At 60.2% G+C, this 15,162-nt stretch carries 16 protein-coding genes and 1 pseudogene; 12 read left to right on the top strand and 5 right to left on the bottom strand.

The genetic code is table 11. The features are described from left to right. The 4 genes and pseudogenes from mtaB to PY308_RS19135 all read right to left on the bottom strand — a co-directional run. Complete coding sequence (gene mtaB / locus PY308_RS19150) at positions 1-1,275, bottom strand: tRNA (N(6)-L-threonylcarbamoyladenosine(37)-C(2))-methylthiotransferase MtaB (RefSeq protein ID WP_275785752.1); 1,275 nt, start codon at positions 1,273-1,275, stop codon at positions 1-3. Then, a complete protein-coding gene (dapF, locus tag PY308_RS19145; RefSeq protein ID WP_275785749.1) occupies positions 1,272-2,192 on the bottom strand; it encodes a diaminopimelate epimerase in 921 nt (306 codons plus the stop codon). Before dapF ends, mtaB begins: the two co-directional genes overlap by 4 nt. A 95-nt stretch (positions 2,193-2,287) precedes the next feature. Next, entirely contained in the window at positions 2,288-3,307 is a 1,020-nt protein-coding gene (locus PY308_RS19140; protein ID WP_275785746.1) for an MBL fold metallo-hydrolase, read from the bottom strand. A gap of 35 nt (positions 3,308-3,342) precedes the next feature. Continuing rightward, positions 3,343-3,758: pseudogene (locus tag PY308_RS19135) on the bottom strand (transposase); the annotation flags it as partial. A gap of 151 nt (positions 3,759-3,909) precedes the next feature. On the opposite strand from PY308_RS19135, the gene PY308_RS19130 reads away from it, so the two are divergent. The 7 genes from PY308_RS19130 (at position 3,910) to PY308_RS19100 (ending at position 9,927) form a co-directional block, all read left to right on the top strand. Next, a complete protein-coding gene (locus PY308_RS19130) occupies positions 3,910-4,407 on the top strand; it encodes a hypothetical protein (RefSeq protein WP_275785744.1) in 498 nt (165 codons plus the stop codon). Between the two features lie 436 nt (positions 4,408-4,843). After that, entirely contained in the window at positions 4,844-6,400 is a 1,557-nt protein-coding gene (ffh, locus tag PY308_RS19125; protein ID WP_275785741.1) for a signal recognition particle protein, read from the top strand. A 13-nt stretch (positions 6,401-6,413) separates the two neighbouring features. Continuing rightward, complete coding sequence (locus PY308_RS19120; RefSeq protein ID WP_275785738.1) at positions 6,414-6,716, top strand: chorismate mutase; 303 nt, start codon at positions 6,414-6,416, stop codon at positions 6,714-6,716. Between the two features lie 64 nt (positions 6,717-6,780). Then, entirely contained in the window at positions 6,781-7,143 is a 363-nt protein-coding gene (gene rpsP / locus PY308_RS19115; RefSeq protein ID WP_275785736.1) for a 30S ribosomal protein S16, read from the top strand. 87 nt (positions 7,144-7,230) lie between these two features. Continuing rightward, positions 7,231-7,794 (top strand): ribosome maturation factor RimM, encoded by a 564-nt coding sequence (rimM, locus tag PY308_RS19110; protein ID WP_275785734.1) that lies wholly within the window; start codon positions 7,231-7,233, stop codon positions 7,792-7,794. Positions 7,795-7,804: 10 nt separating this feature from the next. Beyond that, a complete protein-coding gene (trmD, locus tag PY308_RS19105) occupies positions 7,805-8,485 on the top strand; it encodes a tRNA (guanosine(37)-N1)-methyltransferase TrmD (RefSeq protein ID WP_275785731.1) in 681 nt (226 codons plus the stop codon). Between the two features lie 191 nt (positions 8,486-8,676). After that, positions 8,677-9,927 carry a sensor domain-containing diguanylate cyclase gene (locus PY308_RS19100; RefSeq protein WP_275785728.1) on the top strand — a complete coding sequence of 417 codons (1,251 nt, stop codon included), beginning with the start codon at positions 8,677-8,679 and terminating at the stop codon, positions 9,925-9,927. Between the two features lie 58 nt (positions 9,928-9,985). Here the strand turns inward: PY308_RS19100 and PY308_RS19095 are convergent, their stop codons facing one another. Beyond that, positions 9,986-10,732, bottom strand: a complete 747-nt coding sequence (locus PY308_RS19095; RefSeq protein WP_275785726.1) for a sulfite exporter TauE/SafE family protein — start codon at positions 10,730-10,732, stop codon at positions 9,986-9,988. A gap of 306 nt (positions 10,733-11,038) precedes the next feature. Here PY308_RS19095 and rplS point away from each other — a divergent pair, with 306 nt between their 5' ends. The 5 genes from rplS (at position 11,039) to PY308_RS19070 (ending at position 15,157) form a co-directional block, all read left to right on the top strand. Continuing rightward, positions 11,039-11,599, top strand: coding sequence for a 50S ribosomal protein L19 (gene rplS, locus PY308_RS19090; protein ID WP_275785724.1), 561 nt, complete (start codon positions 11,039-11,041; stop codon positions 11,597-11,599). Positions 11,600-11,695: 96 nt separating this feature from the next. Further along, entirely contained in the window at positions 11,696-12,556 is an 861-nt protein-coding gene (locus PY308_RS19085; RefSeq protein ID WP_275785721.1) for a class I SAM-dependent methyltransferase, read from the top strand. A gap of 219 nt (positions 12,557-12,775) precedes the next feature. After that, complete coding sequence (locus tag PY308_RS19080) at positions 12,776-13,573, top strand: transporter substrate-binding domain-containing protein (RefSeq protein WP_275785717.1); 798 nt, start codon at positions 12,776-12,778, stop codon at positions 13,571-13,573. 10 nt (positions 13,574-13,583) lie between these two features. Continuing rightward, positions 13,584-14,399 (top strand): amino acid ABC transporter permease, encoded by an 816-nt coding sequence (locus tag PY308_RS19075; RefSeq protein WP_275785714.1) that lies wholly within the window; start codon positions 13,584-13,586, stop codon positions 14,397-14,399. A gap of 86 nt (positions 14,400-14,485) precedes the next feature. After that, a complete protein-coding gene (locus PY308_RS19070) occupies positions 14,486-15,157 on the top strand; it encodes a L,D-transpeptidase (RefSeq protein WP_275785711.1) in 672 nt (223 codons plus the stop codon). The last annotated feature ends 5 nt before the right edge of the window (positions 15,158-15,162 follow it).

Genomic DNA, 15,162 nt, shown 5'->3' with positions numbered 1-15,162 from the left:
TCAGGCCGCGTCGGCGGCCGTCAGTTGCATGTTGAGATGCCTGCCGTCATGGCCGGTCACCGTCGCCTCCACGAAATCCCGCGGGTTCAGACCGGGAGCAGCAACAAGCGTGAAATTTTCCGTGTGCGCCAGCCCGTTGTTTTCGACGAGCAGGCTTTGCCGGGAGCCGATCATGCTGTCAAGATGGGCTTTATGCAGCGCAAGTCCAGTGGCACGCAAGCGGCCGGCGCGCTCCTTGACAAGCGAGCGGTCGATCTGCGGCATGCGGGCGGCGGGCGTTCCTTCCCGCGGCGAATAAGGGAAAACGTGCAGATGGGCAATGCCCGCCTCCTGCGCCAAACTCACCGCATTGCCGAACATCTCTTCCGTTTCCGTCGGGAAGCCGGCGATCATGTCGGCGCCGAAGCTCATCTCCGGCCTGAGCCGACGAACATCTGCAATGAAACCAAGGGCTTCAGCGCGACTGTGGCGGCGCTTCATACGCTTCAGGATCATGTCGTCGCCATGCTGTAGCGACAGGTGCAGATGCGGCATGAAGCGCGGCTCGCCGGCGATCAGGTCCATCAGGTGGCTGTCGGCCTCAATGCTGTCGATGGAGGAGAGGCGCAAGCGGCGGATCTCGGGAACCTGCTTCAGCAGCGTCTTGGCAAGCAGGCCGAGTGTCGGCGCGCCGGGCAGATCGCCTCCGTAGCTGGTGGCGTCGACACCGGTCAGAACGATCTCGCGATAGCCGCTTTCGGCAAGCTTGCGCGCCTGATCGACGACAGCGCCCATCGGTACGGAGCGGGAATTGCCGCGTCCATAGGGGATGATGCAAAAGGTGCAGCGGTGGTCGCAGCCGTTCTGAACCTGAATGAAGGCGCGCACATGGCCCTCGATCAGCTTGACCATCTGGGGTGCTGTGTCGCGCACGCTAAAGATGTCGTTGACGCGCAGCTTTTCTTCCGCCGAGACGCCAAAATCGGGCAGCGAACGATAGGAAGCGCTTTTCAGCTTCTCCTCGTTACCGAGTACGGCATCGACCTCGGGCATGCCGGCGAAGGTCTGTTTCTCGGTTTGGGCGGCACAGCCGGTAACGATGATGCGGGCATGCGGATTCTCGCGCCGAGCACGGCGGATGGCCTGTCGCGCCTGCCTCACAGCTTCGCCGGTGACAGCGCAGGTGTTGACGAGGATTGCGTGGTTCAGCCCCGCCTTCTCTGCCTCTGCCCGCATCACTTCGGATTCATAGGTGTTGAGCCGGCAGCCGAAAGTAATGATATCGACGCCGCTCAAAGCGCACGGTTTCCCATTTGCCGGACGTGGGGTTCTTCGTCTTTCGACCAGATACCGGTTGCGGGATCGACCGTCCCCGACCATTCCCATTCCGCCGGCCCTGTCATGACGACGCGGTCGTCGCGCTCGCGCCATTCTATGCTGAGTATGCCGGGCGGGACGGCGCTGGCAACTGTGATTGCGACAATGCGGCCGGTCCTGCCCGTGCGGGCGGCGGAAACAGCGGCGGCACAGGCGGCCGAACCGCAGGCCAGTGTCAGGCCGGCGCCCCGCTCCCAGGTCCGCGTCGTCACCGAGGACGGCGAGTTGACTTGCGCCAGGGTGATGTTGGCGCGCTCGGGAAATATCGGGTGGTTTTCGAGCAGCGGCCCGAAGCGTTCGAGATCGAAGGACATGACGTCCCGGTCTACCCAGAAGATCGCATGCGGATTGCCCATCGACATCACCGAAGGCGAATGCAGTATCGGAGCATCGATCGGGCCGATCTGCAGCTCGATGCGGCTGGTGTCGTAAAATTCCTCGGAGAGCGGGATTTTGTCCCAGTCGAAAACCGGCTTGCCCATATCGACGGAGATCGTGCCATCGGCATGTTCCTGCGCATTCAGGATGCCGGCGACGGTCTGGAAGGTAAAGGCGTGCCGGCCGGTTTCCGCCGCCAGGGCCTGGACGACGCAGCGCGTGCCGTTGCCGCAGGCCTGGGCCTTCGAGCCGTCCGAATTCAGGATGTCGATAAAGGCATCCGTGCCGTCGATCTTCGGGTCGTGAACCGCCATGATCTGGTCGAACTGCGTGGCGGGATCGGCATTGAGGGCGATTGCGGCCTCCGGCGTCACCTTATCCCTGCGGCCGCGCATGTCGACGACCAGGATCTTGTTGCCAAGCCCGTTCATCCTTGCAAATTCGACCGTGGTGTTCATGGCGTCCGTTTCCATCGAGATTGCGGTCTATATGGCGGAAACGACGGGAAATTACCAGTGGGACGGAGCAATGGGTTAATTGGCAGGAGAGCGGGCTAGATCTCGGGAACGTGGAACACTTCGCCGGCCCGCAAAGCCCGGAACCGCTCCGCTGCGATACCGTGACGTCTTCGTGCCACATCAAGTGCCGTGGCCGGGGAGTCGATAGCCTCGTCAGTCAATTGCACCGTCGCGAAATGATGGCCGACCGCATGGACCGCTTTGCTGAGTTGCATGCCCTGCACGGCTTCTTCCGGGTTCTGGTGCTGGGCTTTCATGAACCAGCGTGGTTCATAGGCGCCGATCGGCAGGTTGGCGAGGCGGAACGCGCCGTGCTTTTCGGCCGCAGCCTTGTAGTTGATGCCGTTGTGGAAACCCGTGTCGCCGATATGGTAGATCTTGCCGGCAGGCGTCGTGATGACAAAGGCCGCCCAAAGCGCCATGCTCCGGTCACGGGCGCCACGCGCCGACCAGTGATGGCAGGGTTCGCAGTCGATTTCCGTGCCGCCGGCAAGGGAAAGCTGTTCTCCCCAGTCCATGACGGAAATCTTTGCCTGCGGGATTGCGCGGCGAATAATCGTGTCATTGCCGAGCGGCGTGACGATATGCGGGCTATGATCCCGCTGCAGCCGCTTCAGGGTCACGAGGTCGAGATGGTCATAGTGATTATGGGTGACAAGCACGATATCGACCGGCGGCAGATCATCGAAGGCCACGCCGGGCTCGACCACGCGTTTCGGTCCGGCAAAGGAGAACGGACTGGTGCGCGCTGACCAGACCGGATCTGTTAGGATGTTGAGGCCGGCAACCTGAATGAGGAGCGAGGCATGGCCAACCATGGTCACGCGCAAGCCCTTGCCATCGACACGATCGTCGGGCTTTGCTGCAGGGAAGGGGCTTGGTACCTGCTTCGGCCAAGCGCTCCGGCCACCGCCGAACTGCCAGCGCATCACCTCGCGAAACCCCAGCGGCGCCTCGCCGTCCGGGTTGAAAAAGCACATTCCATCGAAATGATCGGAGATAGGGCCGGTATAGTAGGGATTACGGTGTTTCCGGCCAGGCGGTGTCTGTGTCATGGGAACCGATCACGTGCGAGAGCTAGTGCACTTACTCATACAGACGGTACAGGCAGTTCGTCGAGCTTTGAGAAAACGTCGTTGTCGGATTTTGTCCAGAGAAGGGTCTGGGTTCGGCATTCCGGCGCTTGATATAATCGCGGATTGTTTTCTGCAGATCAGGCACGGATTTGAACACGCCTCTTCGCAGTGCTCTTCTGGTGAGAGCTGAAAAGAAGGTCTTGACCGCATTGAGCCATGATGCGGATGTCGGGGTGAAATGGAAGGTCCATCGGGGGTGATCGGCCAGCCATTCGAGCACCTTGGGATGCTTGTGGGTCGCGTTCGGCGGGCAATGCTTGTCCGCCTCACTGTCGAGAATGGCATGGATGACCTTGCCTGCCGGCAAGGCTTTTTCCAACGGATTGAGAAAGCGGATGAATTCCTGGCTCGTCTTACAGCGCCTCACGATATTCTAGTTGCAAGTAACTAGCGGCTGTCAGATAAAGCTAATCAATGCCCAAGGCCGGTAGTGAACTGCGCGTCCTCCGACCGCCTCCAGCGCCGCGAATAGTCTCGGCTCCCCGAACGTTTGAGACATATGCCAACCCTTGGAGGCTTTGATGCGACTGACCGCGACACTCTTTTTCTGCTTGCTAGGCAGCTCCGCCTTAGCCCAGCCATGCGAACGCTGGGAAGCCTCGATGCAGGAGGATGAAGGCGGCTCGCGCATGACGGCGTCAATCTGCTCGCAGGCAAGCGTTAGCGTCCCGGAGGCACAGCACGACCTTTTTGTCCAATGCGGCTCCAAAGACAGCCTCTGGATTCGCTATCTTCCCTTTGCGGATGAAAGCTATCCGCCAGGCGGCAATGAGGAATACCAGACAAAAATGGAATTCTCGCTCGATCAGGAAATGTTCACCCTCGATGCCCACTACGAGGGGATGGATGGCGCGATGGTTATGGAGACTAACATCGACAAGCCCTTCGTCAGCGTCCTGATGAGCCAGAAGCAGTTCATGCTCTCAGATGTCAACAATGACAAGGTGCCAGTCGCGACCTTCACGCTGAAAGGTGCGAAAGAGGCGTTCGAAAAGCTTATCAAGACCTGCGGGCAGTGATCGCCAAAAAGATCTTGCCAGTTATCCGTCCCAACCGGCCAAACATTCCCGTTCACCCGGCCCAAGCATCCGACACAATCGCTTCAAGCTGAAGGTGATCGGCGGGGTTCAGAAGAATGCAAACGATCTGGGACATAAACCCAGATTCGCATATCTGCTTCCCGTCTTTGTTAAGGGTGCCGAGCCAACAATATGGCCAAAAACGGCTGCTATCCTTGACTTTCCCGCCGCTTTCGTGTTTACCGCCCGCAATCTGCGACAAGAACAAGACTTGTAGCCACCGACCGGGACCCGTCAAGGTATAAAGAGATCCCGGAGGTTAACACCCGACAGCGCGTTGCGCCCTCGGGTGCTTTTTGGCTTTGCGTCTTGTTTTGGTCAAGGAAAAGCACAACGTTTCGGGCAACCCAAGCCATGAAGCGACAAGGATGAAGCGATGTTTGAAAGTCTCCAGGACCGCCTTGGGTCAATCCTGAATGGATTGACCGGCCGTGGCGCGCTGTCGGAAGCCGATGTCTCGGCCGCCCTGCGCGAGGTTCGCCGTGCGCTTCTGGAAGCCGACGTCGCGCTCGAAGTTGTCCGCTCTTTCACAGACAAGGTGCGCGAAAAGGCCGTCGGCGCGGAAATCCTGAAGTCGATCAAGCCTGGCCAAATGGTCGTCAAGCTCGTCCACGACGAGCTGGTCAATATGCTCGGTTCCGAAGGCGTGCCGATCGATCTGAATGCCGCTGCCCCGGTCGTCATCATGATGGTTGGTCTGCAGGGTTCCGGTAAGACGACGACGACGGGAAAGATCGCCCTTCGTTTAAAGACGCGGGACAAGAAGAAGGTCCTGATGGCGTCGCTCGACACGCGCCGTCCAGCAGCGCAGGAGCAGCTTCGCCAGTTGGGTGTGCAGACCGGCGTCGATACGCTGGCGATCATTGCCGGCCAGTCGCCGACCGATATTGCCGCGCGCGCCGTGCAGGCCGCCAAGCTCGGCGGTCATGACATCGTCATCCTCGACACCGCCGGCCGCACCCATATCGATGAGCCGCTGATGATGGAGATGGCGGAGATCAAGCGCCGCTCCAGCCCGCATGAAATCCTGCTTGTCGCCGATGCACTGACGGGTCAGGACGCCGTCAACCTGGCGCGCAATTTCGATGAGCGCGTCGGCATCACCGGCCTTGTTCTGACTCGCATGGACGGCGATGGCCGCGGCGGTGCAGCGCTTTCGATGCGCGCCGTCACCGGCAAGCCGATCAAGCTGATCGGCGTCGGCGAAAAGATGTCGGAGCTGGAAGAGTTCCATCCGCGCCGCGTCGCCGACCGCATCCTCGGCATGGGCGACATCGTTTCGCTGGTTGAAAAAGCTGCCGAAAACATCGATGCCGAAAAGGCGGCGGCCATGGCCGCCAAGATGAAGACCGGCAAGTTCGATCTGAACGATCTCGCCGACCAGCTCGGCCAGATGCAGAAGATGGGCGGCATGGGCGGCATCATGGGCATGATGCCCGGCATGGCCGGCATGAAGGACAAGATGTCGGCCGCCGGCCTCGATGACCGGATGTTCGCCCGCCAGATGGCGATCATCTCCTCGATGACCAAGGCAGAGCGCGCCAATCCCGATATGCTGAAACATTCCCGTAAGAAGCGCATCGCGGCCGGCTCCGGCACCGACGCCTCGGACATCAACAAGCTTCTGAAAATGCACCGCCAGATGGCCGACATGATGAAAATGATGGGCGGCAAAGGCAAGGGCGGCATGATGAAGCAGATGATGGGCGGCCTTGCCGGCAAGATGGGTCTCGGCGGTATGGGTGGCGGCATGCCCGATCTGTCGAAGATGGATCCCAAGCAGCTCGAAGCCCTGCAGCGTCAGGCGGAGGCCGCGGGTCTCGGCAAGGGCGGCATGCCCGGCGGTCTGCCTGGTCTCGGCGGCGGCGGCATGAAGCTGCCGGGTCTGGGCGGCGGATTCCCGGGGCTGCCCGGTTTGCCAAAGAAGAAGTGAGGATCAGACCCTTATGATCGATCCTGCCGTAAAACAGGAACTTTTAGGCTACCGCCAGTCGATCGACAATATCGATGCGGCGCTGGTTCACATGCTGGCCGAACGGTTTCGCTGCACCAAGGCGGTGGGCGTTTTGAAGGCCAAGTACAATTTGCCGCCGGCGGACCCGGCGCGCGAGGAATACCAGATCGACCGTCTTCGGCGTCTCGCCAAGGAAGCTGATCTGGACCCGGATTTCGCGGAGAAGTTCTTGAACTTCATCATTCACGAGGTCATCCGGCATCATGAAGCCATCGCTGCCGATCTCAAGGATTGATCAGCTCAACAACCAAACACAAAAGGCCGCCAGAGGCGGTTGGATTTCTCAAGGAGTATATGACATGGCACTGAAAATTCGTCTCGCCCGCGGTGGTTCCAAGAAGCGCCCGTTCTACCAGATCGTGATTGCCGACGCCCGTTCGCCGCGCGATGGCCGTTTCCTCGAAAAGGTCGGCTCGTGGAACCCGATGCTCAAGAAGGACGATGCCAAGCGCGTCGAACTGAACAACGAGCGTATCGCCTACTGGATGTCGAACGGCGCACTGCCGACCGACCGCGTCCTGCGCTTCCTCAACGAAGCCGGCATCGCGACCCGCGAAACCCGCTCGAACCCGACCAAGGGCCTGCCGGGCAAAAAGGCACAGGAACGCCTTGCTGAAGCCAAGCAGAAGGCCGAAGACGCCGCTGCAGCTGCTGCCGAATAAGCCAGCGGTCACATCTTTTTGGAGGCGGGCGGCGTTTTCATGCCGCCCGTTTTTGTTTATGCGAGAAACAGTTCCGGAGGCCCTGCAATGAGCAAACTGAAAAATCCTGTCCTGATGGGAACGATCGGCGGGGCGCAGGGTCTGCGCGGCGAAGTGCGCGTCAAATCCTATGCCGCCGAGCCGGAGGCGATTGGCGACTATGGGCATCTTCATGCAGAAGATGGCCGTTCCTTCGAGGTGCTGGAGGTTCGTGAGACGAAAAATGTCGTGGTCGTCCGTTTCCGCGGCGTCAACGACCGCAATGCTGCCGAGGCGCTGAACGGACTTGATCTTTACGTCGAGCGCGACAATCTGCCGGATGACGATCTCGACGACGACGAGTTTTTCTATGCGGATCTTGAAGGGCTGGAAGCACGTGATGCCGATGGCAAGAGCTATGGCACGGTGACCGGCGTTTTCGATTTCGGCGCCGGCGATCTCCTGGAGCTCAAGGGTCCCGGCAAGCGGCCGGTGCTGATTCCCTTCACGGAATGGTCGGTTCTGGAAATCGATCTTGAGGCCGGCACCCTGCTTGTCGATCCGCTGGCGGCGGGTCTGGTCGATGACAAGGACGAGGATCCGAGCGCGCCCTTTCAGCCGAAGAAGACGTGAGCGGCAGGCGATGAGTTTCCGCGCCACCATCCTGACCCTCTATCCGGATATGTTTCCGGGACATCTCTCTCAATCCCTGTCAGGCAAGGCCTTGACGCGCGGGGACTGGATGCTCGACACGCTGCAGATCCGGGATTTCGCAGATGACAGGCATCGCACGGTTGATGACACACCGGCTGGCGGCGGCGCGGGCATGGTCCTGAGGGCCGACATTCTTGCCAAGGCCATCGACCATGCCACGGCCGGCGATGACCGCCCCCGTCTTTTAATGAGCCCGCGCGGCGTGCCCCTGACGCAGAAGCGGGTTCGCGAACTGGCAGCCGGTCCAGGCGTGATTGTGGTTTGTGGCCGCTTTGAAGGCGTCGATCAGCGGGTGATCGACAGTCGCGGGCTCGAAGAGGTCTCGATCGGCGATTATATTCTCTCCGGCGGCGAGCCGGCCGCGCTGATCCTGCTCGATGCCGTCGTGCGCATTTTGCCGGGCGTCATGGGCAATGACCTGTCGGGTGTGCACGAGAGTTTTGAGGGCGGGTTGCTGGAGCATCCGCACTATACCCGGCCACAGGTTTTCGAAGGCATGGAAATCCCGCCTGTGCTTACCTCCGGTCATCACGGCGATATCGCCAGGTGGCGCGATGCCGAGGCACGCCGGCTGACGGAAAAGCGCCGGCCCGATCTTCTGCATCGATGACCATCGATATGCTGGTGGGAGATTTTTGTCTGGAACTCTGAATTCAGCCACCCCTTCCTGGAAATTGGACAATGGAGCGGCGATGGCGAATATGCGCATCCGATGGTACGCTGTTCATCAGAATGCGCTATTTGTTCATGATTTTATGAGCCCATCCTCATTCAGATCCCTCTGACAAGGGCAGGGAAAATATGGCTTCACGGATTTTCGGAAAATCGTCCGCAGAGGTTTTGCAGCGTGAGGCCAATCGGCTGGTGGCTTTGCAGACTCTCGATCTGCTCGATTCGCCCAGAGACGAAGGCTTCGAGCGCATTGCGAGATTGATACAGAAAATCTTCCTGGTCGATATCGGCCTTGTGTCCCTGATGGATGGGCATCGCCAATGGTACAATGCCTGCCTGGGGCTTCCGGGCGAGGAGGCGCCACGGGAGGATACGTTCTGCCGCTATGTCATTGATCGAGAAGAACCGATTATCGTTGAAGACGCCACCAAAGATCTGCGTTTTTCCACGCATCCGGCCGTGACCGGCGAGACGCATATCCGCTTTTACGCCGGCGTGCCTTTGAAAACCAGAGATGGGCATACGATCGGGACGATATGCGCGATCGACCGCAAGCCCAGGTCTTTTTCTGCCAGAGATCTCGCGGTTCTGCAGGAATTGACGGGTGCGGTCATGGACAGGATGGAGCTGCTGCAATCGGCGGCAACGGACAGCCTGACGGAAGCGCTCACGCGGCGCGCCTTCAGACAAGATGCGGAGCAATTCATCTCGCTTGCCATTCGTCACCAGCACGATCTGTCCTGCATCGTGTTCGATATAGACCACTTCAAGACGGTCAACGACACCTTTGGCCACGCGGCTGGCGATGAGGTTCTCAAGGCGGTGGCTGTTGCCTGCAGGACGGTTATCCGCGTCGGAGATCTGTTCGGGCGGCTGGGGGGCGAGGAATTTGCCGTCGTGCTTCCCCATGTCGACAGGGAGGGCGGGTTTGCCGTCGCGGAGAAGATCAGGATCCTGCTTGCTTCACAGTCTGTTCCAACTGAGCACGGTGTCCTCAAGGTGACTGCCAGTTTTGGCGTTTCGTCTCTCTCAATTGTCGGAAGAGACATAGAGACACTTCTGGCGCAGGCCGATGCGGCCATGTACCAGGCCAAAAACCAGGGACGGAACCGGTGCGTTGCGTTCACGTCGCTGAACGCCGGAAGCGGAGTGGGTTCTCGCCGCCGGGTCCTGAAAGCGGGCTCCATAATGTTCAACGACCGGCGGTCCGCGATCGATTGTACGGTAAGATCGCTCGGCTCCGACAGCGCAGGGCTGTCCGTGTCCAATTCCGCCGGCATCCCGTCTGAATTTGTCCTGTCCATCAAGGGCGAGGGCTTCGAAACCCAATGTCGTGTCGTCGCTCAGGACCGGCAAAACCTGGAAGTTGCTTTTCGATAGATATTCAGTCGGAGATGGTGTCGTTCACGCAAATCCGGCGTTGGCAGCATGAGGTTTCTCATCCCGTAACGAAGTAATAAACGGCCAGCAGCAATCCCACCGCCACCACGACGGCCCGGATGAGCACCTGTGGCACGCGGCGGGCAAGCCAGACGCCGGCATAGCCGCCAAGTGCGCCGCCTGGAATCATGACGGCGGCGTGCAGCCAGCCGACGACATTGCCGCCGGCGAAGACGACGATGGCAACGGCGGCAATGACCATGGCGAGGAAGTTCTTCAGCGCGTTGACGCGGTGATAATCGCCGCCTGTAGAAAGACCCAACACCGCAAGCATCATGATCCCCATGCCGGCGCCGAAAAAGCCGCCATAGATAGCGGTGACGAATTGCCCGGCAAGGCCGAGCAGGCCAACAGGTGCGCCGCTTTCCTTCGGAGCGGGACGCAACAGCGGCCCGAGCGCAAAGATCGCGGTCGCGGCAAGCAGGAGCCATGGCACCAAAGCCCGGAAGGCCGGGTTTGACAGCGACAGCAGGACGAGTGCGCCTGCCAGTCCGCCGATCAGGGAGACAACCCCCAAAATCAAGGCCTCTCGACGATCGGCGAAGATTTCCCGCCGATAGGCAAGCGCAGAGGTAACATAGCCTGGAAATTGAACGATGGACGATGTGGCATTGGCGACGATCGGCGGCAGACCCGCCAGGGTCATGGCGCCAAACGTGAGAAACGTCCCGCCGCCGGCAACGGCATTGACGGCGCTGGACAGAAATCCTGCCAGAAACAGCAGGATGGCTGTGGTGATGGACATGATGCTCCTCCGACGGTAGAACTGCACATAACCGCAAGACGAGATGGCGGCAAGTCGCGGCAAGCGGTCATTCGCCAACCCGTCTTTGAGAAAATTTCTCTTGCGGGGGATGACAAATGCCGGACTTTGGTGTATTCGCCCGACCGGTTCGGGAAAAATCCCGTCGCCTGCAAAACAAAGAATGGTGAATTCGCTCCTGCTTCTCCAGAGAGGCAAAACCCGGCGGCACCTCCTTCAGGAGGTTGGTCCCAAAGGGATTGGTTGAGCGCTCTGGCTGTTTCAGAAGAACTTAGAAGGTTAGACACGATGAACATCATCCAGCAGCTGGAAGCCGAACAGGCCGCCAAGATCGCAGCCAAGCGCACGCTTCCGGAATTTTCCGCCGGCGACACGCTCCGCGTCAACGTCCGCGTCACGGAAGGCACCCGTACCCGTATCCAGGCCTATGAAGGCGTCTGCATCGCCCGCTCCGGCGGCGGCATCAACGAGAGCTTCACGGTTCGCAAGATTTCCTACGGCGAAGGCGTCGAGCGCGTCTTCCCGGTCTATTCGCCGCTCGTCGAAAGCGTCGAAATCGTTCGCCGCGGCAAGGTCCGTCGTGCCAAGCTCTATTACCTGCGCGATCGTCGCGGCAAGTCGGCGCGTATCGTTGAAGATACGGGCACCCGTGCCCGCAAGCTGAACGATGCCGAGCGTCAGGCCGTTGTCGAGGAAAAGGCACGTCTGGAAGCTGAAAAGATCGCAGCAGCACAGGCGCTGGCCGCCGAAAAGGCAGCAGCCGAAGCTGCTGCAGCAGAGGCAGCCGCCGCCAAGGCCGCTGAAGAAGCAGCCGCTGCCAAGGCTGCCGAAGAGCCTGCAGCAGAATAAGCATTGATCCCTAGGGATTGTTGAAAAAGGCGGTCTTTCGGGATCGCCTTTTTCTTTGGCCACCTTTTCGGGGATGATTTCGGTGGGGAGCGGGACATGAGCGATTTCATCGAGACCAACCGGCTGAACTGGGATGACAGGGCGGCCTTGCATGCGACGGACGGGACGGGGCGCTACCAGATCCCCAGGGTGCTTTCGGGCGGGTCCAGCCTGCATGCACTGGAGACGGGTGAAATCGGCGATATCCGCGGCAGGGACATCGTGCACCTCCAGTGCCATATCGGGCTCGACACCTTGAGCCTCAAGCATCAGGGCGCCGCCAGCGTGACGGGCGTCGATTTTTCCCCCACAGCCATTGCCGCCGCCCGAAATTTCGCCGCGCAGGCCGGGACAGATGCGGCTTTCGTCGAGGCTTCGGTCTATGATGCCGCGGCTGCTCTTCATTATCGCACCTTTGACCTCGTCTTTGTCACATGGGGCGCCATTCACTGGCTGCCGGACATGCGTCGCTGGGCCGAAGTCGTCGCAAGCCTGCTGAAGCCCGGCGGGCGGCTCTATCTGCTAGACGGCCATCCGCAAATGTTCCAGTGCAAAGGTACGCAGGGAAAGCTCGCGATCAAGCATGGCTGGCGCACTCCGGCCGAGCGGCCGCTTCTCTTCGAGGAGACGCATACCTATACCGGTGACGAGAGGCCTTTGACGCATCAGCGCATGTATGAATGGTTCCATTCGGTAAGCGATGTGGTCAACGCCGTGATCAGGGCCGGCATGCGGATCGATTTCCTCAACGAGCATGAAATCCTGACCTGGCGGCATTTTCCCGGAATGGTCGAAACGGGGGAAGATCAGTTCGAGCTAGGCCCGGGATATCCGCGAATCGCCTTGTCTTTTTCTGTGGGAGCGACGAAGCATGACAAAGTTGCAGCGAGGACTATCCGACCAGTCCAATCGCGATGACGTCGGGCATTGTCTTACAGTTAAGGGCGGCGCCGTTTGCCAGGAGTAGTTCCAGGAAGCAGAGCCATCGCTTCGTGACTGCGGCCTCCAGTCGAATTTTGCCGTACCTGCCGCAAGGTAGTTTCTCGTTTCCGAATTCGTCTGTCAGGCGCTTGCATCACCCTTGCCACACCGTCGATTTCTGTGACAGGTTCCTTAGGCCACATTCAGGAGCCGCCCATGTTTTCCCGCCGCACCGTTCTCGCCGGACTGACCGCCCTTGTTCTTGCGCCGCTGAGCGTTGCGGCAGCCGATTTGCCTGATCTGGCCGGACGCACCGTGGTGGTCGTGACCGAGAATGCCTATCCACCGCTGCAGTTCGTCGATCCTAAGAGCGGCAAGGCGATCGGCTGGGAATATGACGCGATGACGGAAATCGCCAAGCGGCTCAATTTCAAGTTGGAAATCCAGAACACCTCCTGGGACGCGATGATCCAGGCGGTGTCGGACGGCCAGTACGATATCGGCATGACCGGCATCACCATCAAGGACGAACGCAAGGCCAAGGTCGACTTCTCCGATCCCTATCTGCGCTCGCAGCAGTTCATGCTGGTCCGTGGCGACGAGAATCGCTTTGCCGATGCCAAGACGTTCGGGGCTTTCGCGGATGGGCTTGTCGGCGCGCAGCCGGGGACTTCGCCCTTCTACACGGCTGTTTATGAAATCCTCGATGGCAACGAGCAGAACCCGCGGGTGAAGCTGTTCGAAACGTTCGGCGCGACGGTACAGGCGCTGAAGGCAGGCGACGTCGATACCGTCCTGACGGACAGCGTCGCGGCCAAGGGCTATGTCGATTCCTCCGCCGGCGCGCTGAAGGTGATCGGTGGACCGCTCGGCACCGAGGATTTCGGTTTCATCTTCAAGAAGGGCTCCGATCTCGTCGCCCCGGTCAATGCTGCCATTGCTGCCCTGAAGGCGGACGGCACGCTCGACAGGCTGAACCAGACCTGGTTCGTCGATTACAAGATGGGCGAATGATCGCCGCGCGATGACGCCCGGCCACGACACATCTCAAAAAGGCGACTATCCCTGGTGGCTGGTCGCCCTTGCCGCGATCGCTGTCGCATTGGCCGTGGTCATCGCGACCAGCGGGATATATGCCCAGGTCTTCACGATCGTCTCCGCCGGTATCGGCATTACCGTCCTCGTCACGCTGCTCGGCTTTTTCTTCGCCACGGCGCTCGGTCTCGGCATTGCACTGATGGCCTTGTCGGAGCGCACGGCGCTCCGGCAGATCGCGCGGTTTTATACCGAAGTCATCCGCGGCATCCCGATCCTCGTGCTTCTTTTCTACATCGCCTTCGTCGGCGCGCCGGCGCTGGTGGCGCTGATCAATTTCGTCTTGTCACCACTCATTTCAGCCGGTTCGATGGAGCCGGTTCTGGTGCGCGACCTGTCCTTGATGTGGCGGGCGGTCATCGCGCTTTCCATCGGTTATTCCGCCTTTATCGCAGAGGTCTTTCGGGCCGGCATCCTGTCGGTTGACAAAGGGCAGATAGAGGCCGCCAAGGCGCTCGGCCTGTCGCGCATCCAGCGGTTCCGGCTTGTGGTCTTCCCGCAGGCGATCCGCGTCATCCTGCCGCCGCTTGGCAATGATTTCGTGGCGATGGTGAAGGACTCGTCGCTGGTCTCGGTGCTCGGTGTCGCCGATATCACGCAAATGGGCAAGATCTATGCGTCGGGCTCGTTCCGGTTCTTCGAGACCTATTCGATCGTCGCCTATATCTACCTGATCCTGACGGTTGGCCTGTCGCTGGCGCTAAGGCGGCTGGAGCAAAGGCTGCGGCGGGGGGAGAGGGCATGAGTTGATTGGAGCGCGAAGTTTTCTGTTGTGGCGAACGAAAATTCTGATTTACTCATATTTGCTTTCTGGCTCAGGGGATATTGCCGATGGTGGGGACTCGCAGGGATATTTTGCGTGGGGGTTTGGCTTTGCTTGGCGCGGGCATGGTTCAGGCACCGGCATTTTCTGCGACGCCGTCTTACTTTGACGGCACGGCCGTCGACAATGGCGTTACGTTCAAGGCGACCAACTTCGCCAGGATCGACAAGCGCTGGCGTCGCCAAGTCGTCAAATATTTCAGCAGCGAGCCGATCGGTACGGTCGTCGTCGATACCAGGAACCATTTTCTCTATTTGATCATGGAGAACAAGACGGCCATCCGCTATGGCGTCGGCGTTGGCCGCGAGGGCTTCAAATGGTTCGGTCGCGCCACGATCGATCGCAAATCGCTCTGGCCGCGCTGGACGCCACCGCCGGAAATGCGCAAGCGCCATCCGGAACTGCCCGAATATGTGGACGGAGGCTCGCCGAAGAACCCGCTTGGGCCGCGCGCGATGTACCTGCTGCGAGACGGCGTCGATACCGGCTATCGGTTCCACGGCACTCTGGAGCCGGGGAGCATCGGCAAGGACGCTTCCAGCGGCTGTATCCGCATGTTCAACGAAGACGCCATCGATCTTTACCAGCGCTGCCCGATCGGGACCGCTGTACAGGTTCTACCGCATATCGCCGACCAGGCTCCATCCGCCGAGGTCAGCGAAGCGACATCGGTCGAATGAGGAAT

The organism is Pararhizobium gei (assembly GCF_029223885.1).
Classification (GTDB): domain Bacteria; phylum Pseudomonadota; class Alphaproteobacteria; order Rhizobiales; family Rhizobiaceae; genus Pararhizobium; species Pararhizobium gei.
The sequence above is the reverse complement of the archived record's forward strand: the minus strand, read 5'-3'. Positions and strand labels throughout refer to the sequence as shown.

Excerpts from the sequence above, each read along its gene's own strand:
- rpsP (WP_275785736.1), top strand. The coding sequence starts at position 6,781 with ATGGCACTGAAAATTCGTCTCGCCCGCGGTGGTTCCAAGAAGCGCCCG.
- dapF (WP_275785749.1), bottom strand. The coding sequence starts at position 2,192 with ATGAACACCACGGTCGAATTTGCAAGGATGAACGGGCTTGGCAACAAG.
- PY308_RS19140 (WP_275785746.1), bottom strand. The coding sequence starts at position 3,307 with ATGACACAGACACCGCCTGGCCGGAAACACCGTAATCCCTACTATACC.
- PY308_RS19120 (WP_275785738.1), top strand. The coding sequence starts at position 6,414 with ATGATCGATCCTGCCGTAAAACAGGAACTTTTAGGCTACCGCCAGTCG.
- trmD (WP_275785731.1), top strand. The coding sequence starts at position 7,805 with ATGAGTTTCCGCGCCACCATCCTGACCCTCTATCCGGATATGTTTCCG.
- ffh (WP_275785741.1), top strand. The coding sequence starts at position 4,844 with ATGTTTGAAAGTCTCCAGGACCGCCTTGGGTCAATCCTGAATGGATTG.
- PY308_RS19130 (WP_275785744.1), top strand. The coding sequence starts at position 3,910 with ATGCGACTGACCGCGACACTCTTTTTCTGCTTGCTAGGCAGCTCCGCC.
- PY308_RS19070 (WP_275785711.1), top strand. The coding sequence starts at position 14,486 with ATGGTGGGGACTCGCAGGGATATTTTGCGTGGGGGTTTGGCTTTGCTT.
- PY308_RS19100 (WP_275785728.1), top strand. The coding sequence starts at position 8,677 with ATGGCTTCACGGATTTTCGGAAAATCGTCCGCAGAGGTTTTGCAGCGT.
- PY308_RS19095 (WP_275785726.1), bottom strand. The coding sequence starts at position 10,732 with ATGTCCATCACCACAGCCATCCTGCTGTTTCTGGCAGGATTTCTGTCC.
- rplS (WP_275785724.1), top strand. The coding sequence starts at position 11,039 with ATGAACATCATCCAGCAGCTGGAAGCCGAACAGGCCGCCAAGATCGCA.
- PY308_RS19075 (WP_275785714.1), top strand. The coding sequence starts at position 13,584 with ATGACGCCCGGCCACGACACATCTCAAAAAGGCGACTATCCCTGGTGG.
- PY308_RS19080 (WP_275785717.1), top strand. The coding sequence starts at position 12,776 with ATGTTTTCCCGCCGCACCGTTCTCGCCGGACTGACCGCCCTTGTTCTT.
- rimM (WP_275785734.1), top strand. The coding sequence starts at position 7,231 with ATGAGCAAACTGAAAAATCCTGTCCTGATGGGAACGATCGGCGGGGCG.
- PY308_RS19085 (WP_275785721.1), top strand. The coding sequence starts at position 11,696 with ATGAGCGATTTCATCGAGACCAACCGGCTGAACTGGGATGACAGGGCG.